The sequence below is a fragment of the Gordonia sp. 852002-51296_SCH5728562-b genome, assembly GCF_001665475.1.
GTDB classification, from domain to species: Bacteria; Actinomycetota; Actinomycetes; order Mycobacteriales; family Mycobacteriaceae; genus Gordonia; species Gordonia sputi.
Map to the genome: position 1 here is coordinate 110241 of NZ_LZMI01000065.1, position 6261 is coordinate 116501.

Genomic DNA, 6261 nt, shown 5'->3' on the forward strand with positions numbered 1-6261 from the left:
CGCCAGAGGCTCAGGGCAGCACGGGGATCGCAGTCGGCGACATCGCGGGCTCAACCTCAGTCCAATACTGGTCGGGCTGCCCGTTGGTGCTGCCGAGTCGGAGTATCCCGCGTTGGTCGCCGATGTAGACGTTGCTGGCATCCGCAGTGACCGCGCGGACCGGTGGTGCCACGTTTCCGCTGATCAGACCGGATGCAGGAGCACCGTTGATCGGCAACTGGACCACCGGCGAATCGGAGGCGTCCCGGGCGACCATGAGAGTCGTCGACGTGGCCCACGACAGCGACACAGCTTGATTGCCGACGTTGTACGCGGCGATTCGTGGGTCGGACAGGGTCACCTGGCCGTCCTCGTTGGTCGCGATGACGGCGAGCAGCACCTGTCCGCCGACGATGAGTGCGACACGGACGCCGTCGGGCGACACCTGCAATTCGGTGATCGGGCCACGGGCAATCGGTGCGATCGACGCCGCGTCGACCGTCGAAACGATCTGGCTGGAGTTCTGGGAATCACGCACAACGCGAACGGGCTTGCCGTCGACGACCGCCCACACGGTGTCGTTCCCATAGCTCCCCGAAAACGACGGTCGCGTGATCGAGGTCCCCGAGGTGAGCGGCGAGACCTCACCGCCATAAGCGCCCGACACGAGTTGCAGTCCGGGTCCGCCGCGGGCTGCGACGACCGCCGTCACCTCGTCGCCGTCCGCCGAAATCGACGCGGAGCGAACGTCGCGGCTGGTACCCAGCGATCCACCCGACGGCGTGGTCCCGGTGTCGGTGACCTTGAGCAGAGCGCCGTCGCGCACGATGTTGAGCCCGACATCGGTGGTGGGCGTTGCGAGCGGGTCGAACGCCTTGACGTCGGCGGGCTGCCACCCGGCGCTGCGCTCGGGGACCAGCGGCGCGCCGTCTGCGCTGATCACATACGGTCCGCCGATGTCCGCGGCGTTGAGGGTCCAGATGATCTGAGCGGCAAGCGATGTCCGGTCACGCACGCCGAGGGTTCCGAGACCGGTCAGTTCGATGCGGACACCGCCGCCGGAGATCTGCGCAGCCTGTCCGCGCAGCGACGACCCGGTCGGGAAGCCGTTGTCGACGCCCGCTTCGAGATCTTCTGCCGGGCCCGCGATCAGCCTGGTGAGCAGGACCGTCGGGTCGGCGTCCTGGTTGCCGTACAACCACCGCGGGTCCGAAACCAGTTGCTGATGGGTGCGATCGGTGAAGTACAACGACACCGAACGGTATGTCGCGACGAACCGACTCCTGTCGATCATCGCGCCGTTGGGCAGCGGGCCGTCGATCAGCCACTGCTCCCCCACGCGGACAAGGCTGATCGTGGTCTCGACCCGCCCGCTGGCGGGCAGCAGTTGTCCGTTGGACTTGAGTACTCCGACGTTGTCGCCGACGAGACGCATGCGCACCGAGTTCTGGCTGCGCTGATCGACGAACGTGTTGATCTCGTCGAGGATGATGGCGTCGCCACGCTCGTCCCACTGCTGCGACGACGGTGCCGTCAGAAATCGCCGGGCGGCCGCATGCCCATCCGTCGGCGACGCCGTGGCTTCAAGAAATGCACGCACCAGCGCTTCGGGGTCCATATCGGACTGCGGAACCGGAACCGCGTTCGTCGGTCCCTCGCGCTTGAAGGATTCGATTGGCTGAGGCGACGAACTCTCGGGTACGCCGCCGCATGCGGCGAGCACGATCGCCGTCACGAGCAGCCCGATCAGCGCGACGAATCGTCGTGATGTCCGGCCGCCCACGCGCGCGATCACCGTTGCTCCCCGTCGCTCGCGTCGGCCCTGTCTGCGGCGTCTGCCTTGTCCGCAGGGTCTGTCTTGTCCGCGGTGTCTGTCCTCTGTGCGGTGTCGGCCCTGCCGGCAGTGTCGTCCCCGCCAACGGCGTCAGAGGTGCCGGGGTCGTCGAGTCGCGTAACAACCGTTTTCGTCGACGACTTCGCGGGCAAACTGCGGACCGGCTGACCAACCGGTTTGAGTGGCAACGGGCTACCGAGAACCTTGTAACCGCGAATCAGCGGAATGGTCAGTCGGAAGCACGCTCCCTTGCCGGGCTCGCCCCATGCGTCGAGACGCCCCTGGTGCAGCCGGGCGTCCTCGATGCTGATCGCAAGACCGAGCCCGGTGCCACCCGACCGACGGAACCTCGACGGATCCGACCGCCAGAAGCGGTTGAACACCAGCTTTTCTTCACCGGGGCGCAGCCCGATGCCCTGGTCGCGCACCGTGATCGCAACGGCGTCGCCGTCGGAGCGCATGGTGAGCGTGATGGGTTTGCGTTCGCCATGGTCGATGGCGTTCGCGAGCAGATTGCGCAGAATACGTTCCACACGACGCGGGTCGATCTCGGCGATGACGGGTTCGTCCGGTAGATCGAGGATGATCTCGGTTCCCGTGTCGGAGGCGAGGTGCGAGACCGTCGCGAGCGCTCCGTCGATCGGTATGGCCATGTCCATCCGTTCGGCGGCGAGTTCAGCCATTCCGGCGTCGTGTCGGGAGATCTCGAGGAGCTCGTTGAGCAACGTCTCGAAGCGATCGAGTTCTTTGTCGAGCAGCTCGACGGATCGTTTACGCACGGGGTCGAGGTCGTCGCGGCCCTCGTAGAGGACATCGCTGGCCATGCGGACCGTCGTGAGCGGTGTACGGAGTTCATGGCTGACATCGGAGGTGAACTGTCGCTGCAGACCACCGAACTCCTCGAGGTGGGTGATCTGCTTGGACAGGCTCTCGGCCATGTCGTTGAACGACATCGCCAAGCGGGCCATGTCATCCTCGCCGCGCACAGGCATTCGTTCCTTGAGGCGCCCATCGGCGAAGCGCACGGCAATTCTCGACGCCGACCGCACAGGCATGACGGCCTGCCGGGATACCAACCATGCGATGGCCGCGAGCAAGCCGAGTAGCACAACGCCTCCGGCGAGCAGGGTGCCACGCACCAGGTCGACCGTGTTCTCTTCGGTGGTCAGCGGAAACACCAGATAGAGCTCGAGTCCGGGAACCGACGAGTTGGTCGGTGTGCCGATGACCAGCGCGGGAATCGATCCGCCTGAACCATCGGCCACGCGCGTGTACTGATAGGCAACCTGTCCGCCCTGCACCATGTCACGCAGGTTGCGCGGTATCTCCGAGATCGGGCCGACGCCGAACTGTGAACCATCACTGCCTGATCGCGGCACGATGAGCACGCTGTCGAAGGTGCCGACAGATCCTGACGTCTGGCTGGTGTCGACGTCGCGGTCGGTCAGCAACGACCTCGTCTGCCGCAGCCGGTTCTGCACGGACGTGTTGCCGTCGCCGCTCGCAAGGTCACGTTCGACGGCGACGCGCGCACGCTCGACCTCTTCGGTCGCGGCACCCAACTTGACCTCGAGAAGCCGATCGGTGATCTGACTCATCAGCACGAACCCGAGGATGAGGAGCACGACGAACGACAACACGAGCGTCGACACGACGACACGCAACTGGAGCGAACGCCGCCACATGCGGCCGAATGTCCGGCCGACGCCGCCTGCCGCGCGGGTGAACCGACCGAGAGTGCTGTTGACGCGACGTCGAGAACGACCGATCACGGCGGGCCGGCCTTGTAGCCGACCCCCCTCACCGTCAGGACGACCTCGGGATTCTCCGGGTCGGTCTCGACCTTGGCGCGTAGACGCTGGACATGCACGTTGACGAGTCTAGTGTCCGCCGGATGCCGGTATCCCCACACCTGCTCGAGAAGCACGTCGCGCGTGAAGACCTGCCGCGGTTTGCGGGCGAGCGCAACGAGGAGATCGAACTCGAGCGGTGTCAGCGAGATGGGCACGCCGTCACGGGTGACCTTGTGTGCGGGCACATCGATCTCCACCGGCCCGATCGACAGCAACTCGGCAGGCTCTTCGTCATTGCGACGCAGCCGCGCACGCACCCGCGCCACGAGTTCTTTCGGCTTGAACGGCTTGACCATGTAATCGTCGGCACCCGACTCGAGCCCGAGCACGACGTCGACGGTGTCGGACTTCGCTGTCAGCATCACGATGGGTACACCGGAATCGGCCCGCAACACCCGACACACGTCGATCCCGTTCATCCCGGGGAGCATGAGGTCGAGGAGGACGAGGTCAGGACGAACCTCTCGAACCGCAGTCAACGCCTGTGTTCCGTCGGAGACGACGAAGGGTTCGAAACCTTCACCACGCAACACAATCGTTAGCATTTCGGCGAGCGCGGCGTCGTCGTCCACAACGAGGATGCGAGGCTTCATGACTCCAATGGTGACACTTCCGTGATCGAACCGTCGTGATTGACGCGCCGAGGCGGGCTGGCGCCTTCTCATCGCCTCGGCGCCTACCATTCGATCGTGGGAGTGCTCATCGCAGTGGAGGGGTTGGACGGCGCCGGAAAGAACACGCTGGTCACCGGCGTGGTTGACGAGTTGACCCGACGCGGCGCGTCGGTGTCGACCTTCACGTTCCCGCGATATGGCTCATCTATTTTCGCCGACGTCGCGTCGGAGGCATTACACGGTGAGCACGGCGATCTGCGTGAGAGCGTCAACGCCATGGCGCTGCTCTTCGCACTCGACCGCGTCGACGCCGCAGCACAGATCCGCGCGGCACTCACCGAGTCCGACGTCGTGATCCTCGACAGATACGTCGCGTCGAACGCGGCCTACAGCGCGGGACGGCTACGGCAGGACGCATCCGGAGACATCGTGCGCTGGGTCGCCGACCTCGAGTTCGGCAGATTTGACGTTCCCGTCCCCGACCAGCACCTACTGCTCGGAGTGCCCGCAACCGTCGCGATGGAGCGCGCACGCTCTCGCGCGGCCACCGATCCGTCACGGCCACGCGACGCATACGAACGCGACGACGACCTGCAGATGCGCGTCGACTCCGTCTACCGACAACTCGCCGCGGAGAGCTGGGCGTCGCCGTGGATCGAAGTCGGCACAGATTCTCCCGAATCGGTGGAACCCGCGGGCCTTGTTGCGCGTCTGATGCACGAATGACTGCACCAGCGATTCCTCGCTCACGAATTCCTGCGCGCGTGAACGACGGCGCTATGAATGACCGGCGCTATGAACGACGGTGCGCTGTGAATGACGGAACTGGGGCAGCCGCTCGCCTCTTCGATAACGTCGACGATGACACCATCTGCCAAGGAGTTTCATGACCTACCCGCCCACACCGGGACGCGGCACACCGCCGCAGGGGCAGTACCCGACCACGCAGCATTCATCGGGCCAGCAATCACCGGATCAGCCTTCACCCGGCTACGTCGACGGCAATCCGTGGGCGGCACCGCCCTCCGCGCCTGCGCCGTTCCCTCAGACGACGCCACCGGGAGCCGCTCCGGCGTCGGGCCTACAACCGTACCCGGGCGTCCAGCCCTACTCAGGGGCTCCCCAGTACCCGGGAGCCCCGCAGTACTCCGGATCTTCGCAGCCCGCAGGAGTCCCGCAGTACCCGGGAACCCCGCAGTACCCGGGAACCCCGCAATATCCGGGAGCCCAGCCGCATCCGGGGGGACCACAGGGGCCGCTGCCGCAGCAGGTCGTTCCACCGCCCGGCTGGGATTCACCGTTCGCGCATATGCAAACCACCAAGCCGACGCCGCATCGTGGCCTGATCGCAGGAATCGCAGCGGGCGTCGTCGTGATCCTGGCACTCGGTGTGGTGCTCGTTGTGGCTCTCGCCTCGGGCGGCGACAGTTCGACACCGACGGTTGCGGCCGCGTCGCCCAGCCAGGCTGACTCCAATCAGGGTGGTGAGGGTACTCAGGGCAGTCAGGACGGTGACTCTGCCGACGCCCCCGCAGATGGCACCCAGGCCGTAGAGGTTCGTGCGGCGATGCAGCGCTACATCGACGCATACAACACCGGGAACGTCGATCAGATCAAGTCCGCAACCTGCACCGGACTACGCGACAGGATTCGAGCACCGCAGGGTCGGGGCATGGTGATTCTCGACGGCATGTCTGAAGTACAGGTCACCGGCGACGTCGCGCAGTCGCTCGTCGACACCCACGTGACCGACGGAGGTCGGGCCACCCAGACCAAGACCGACAAGGCGACCTTCAGCAACGAGCAGGGCACCTGGTACTTCTGCCCCAACGCTCAGCCCTCCTACAGCACGTAGAGCGCGAGAGCGATCGCCGACCGAACGAGCCGGGGGGGGGGCCGCCCCGTGTTGGTGGGCGCCCCCCCCCCGTCGGCGGGCGCCACCGCCCGCGACGCCCGGTACGCCCGCGGCTGCACACCACCC

5 protein-coding genes are annotated in these 6261 nt (G+C 66.0%); 2 read left to right on the forward strand and 3 right to left on the reverse strand.

All coding sequences use genetic code 11. The features are described from left to right. Positions 1-10: 10 nt before the first annotated feature. The 3 genes from lpqB to mtrA are packed head-to-tail and all read right to left on the reverse strand — an operon-like array spanning position 11 to position 4259. Complete coding sequence (gene lpqB / locus A5766_RS12590; RefSeq protein WP_064904956.1) at positions 11-1774, reverse strand: MtrAB system accessory lipoprotein LpqB; 1764 nt, start codon at positions 1772-1774, stop codon at positions 11-13. Next, entirely contained in the window at positions 1771-3585 is a 1815-nt protein-coding gene (gene mtrB, locus A5766_RS12595) for an MtrAB system histidine kinase MtrB (RefSeq protein WP_064904957.1), read from the reverse strand. Before mtrB ends, lpqB begins: the two co-directional genes overlap by 4 nt. Beyond that, complete coding sequence (mtrA, locus tag A5766_RS12600) at positions 3582-4259, reverse strand: MtrAB system response regulator MtrA (protein ID WP_005170551.1); 678 nt, start codon at positions 4257-4259, stop codon at positions 3582-3584. Before mtrA ends, mtrB begins: the two co-directional genes overlap by 4 nt. A 96-nt stretch (positions 4260-4355) precedes the next feature. Between mtrA and A5766_RS12605 the strand changes: the two genes are divergently transcribed. Next, positions 4356-5006 (forward strand): dTMP kinase, encoded by a 651-nt coding sequence (locus tag A5766_RS12605; RefSeq protein WP_064904958.1) that lies wholly within the window; start codon positions 4356-4358, stop codon positions 5004-5006. Between the two features lie 160 nt (positions 5007-5166). Further along, positions 5167-6135: a hypothetical protein gene (locus A5766_RS12610; RefSeq protein ID WP_005208002.1), complete on the forward strand. Its 969-nt coding sequence runs from the start codon at positions 5167-5169 to the stop codon at positions 6133-6135. Positions 6136-6261: the final 126 nt, after the last annotated feature.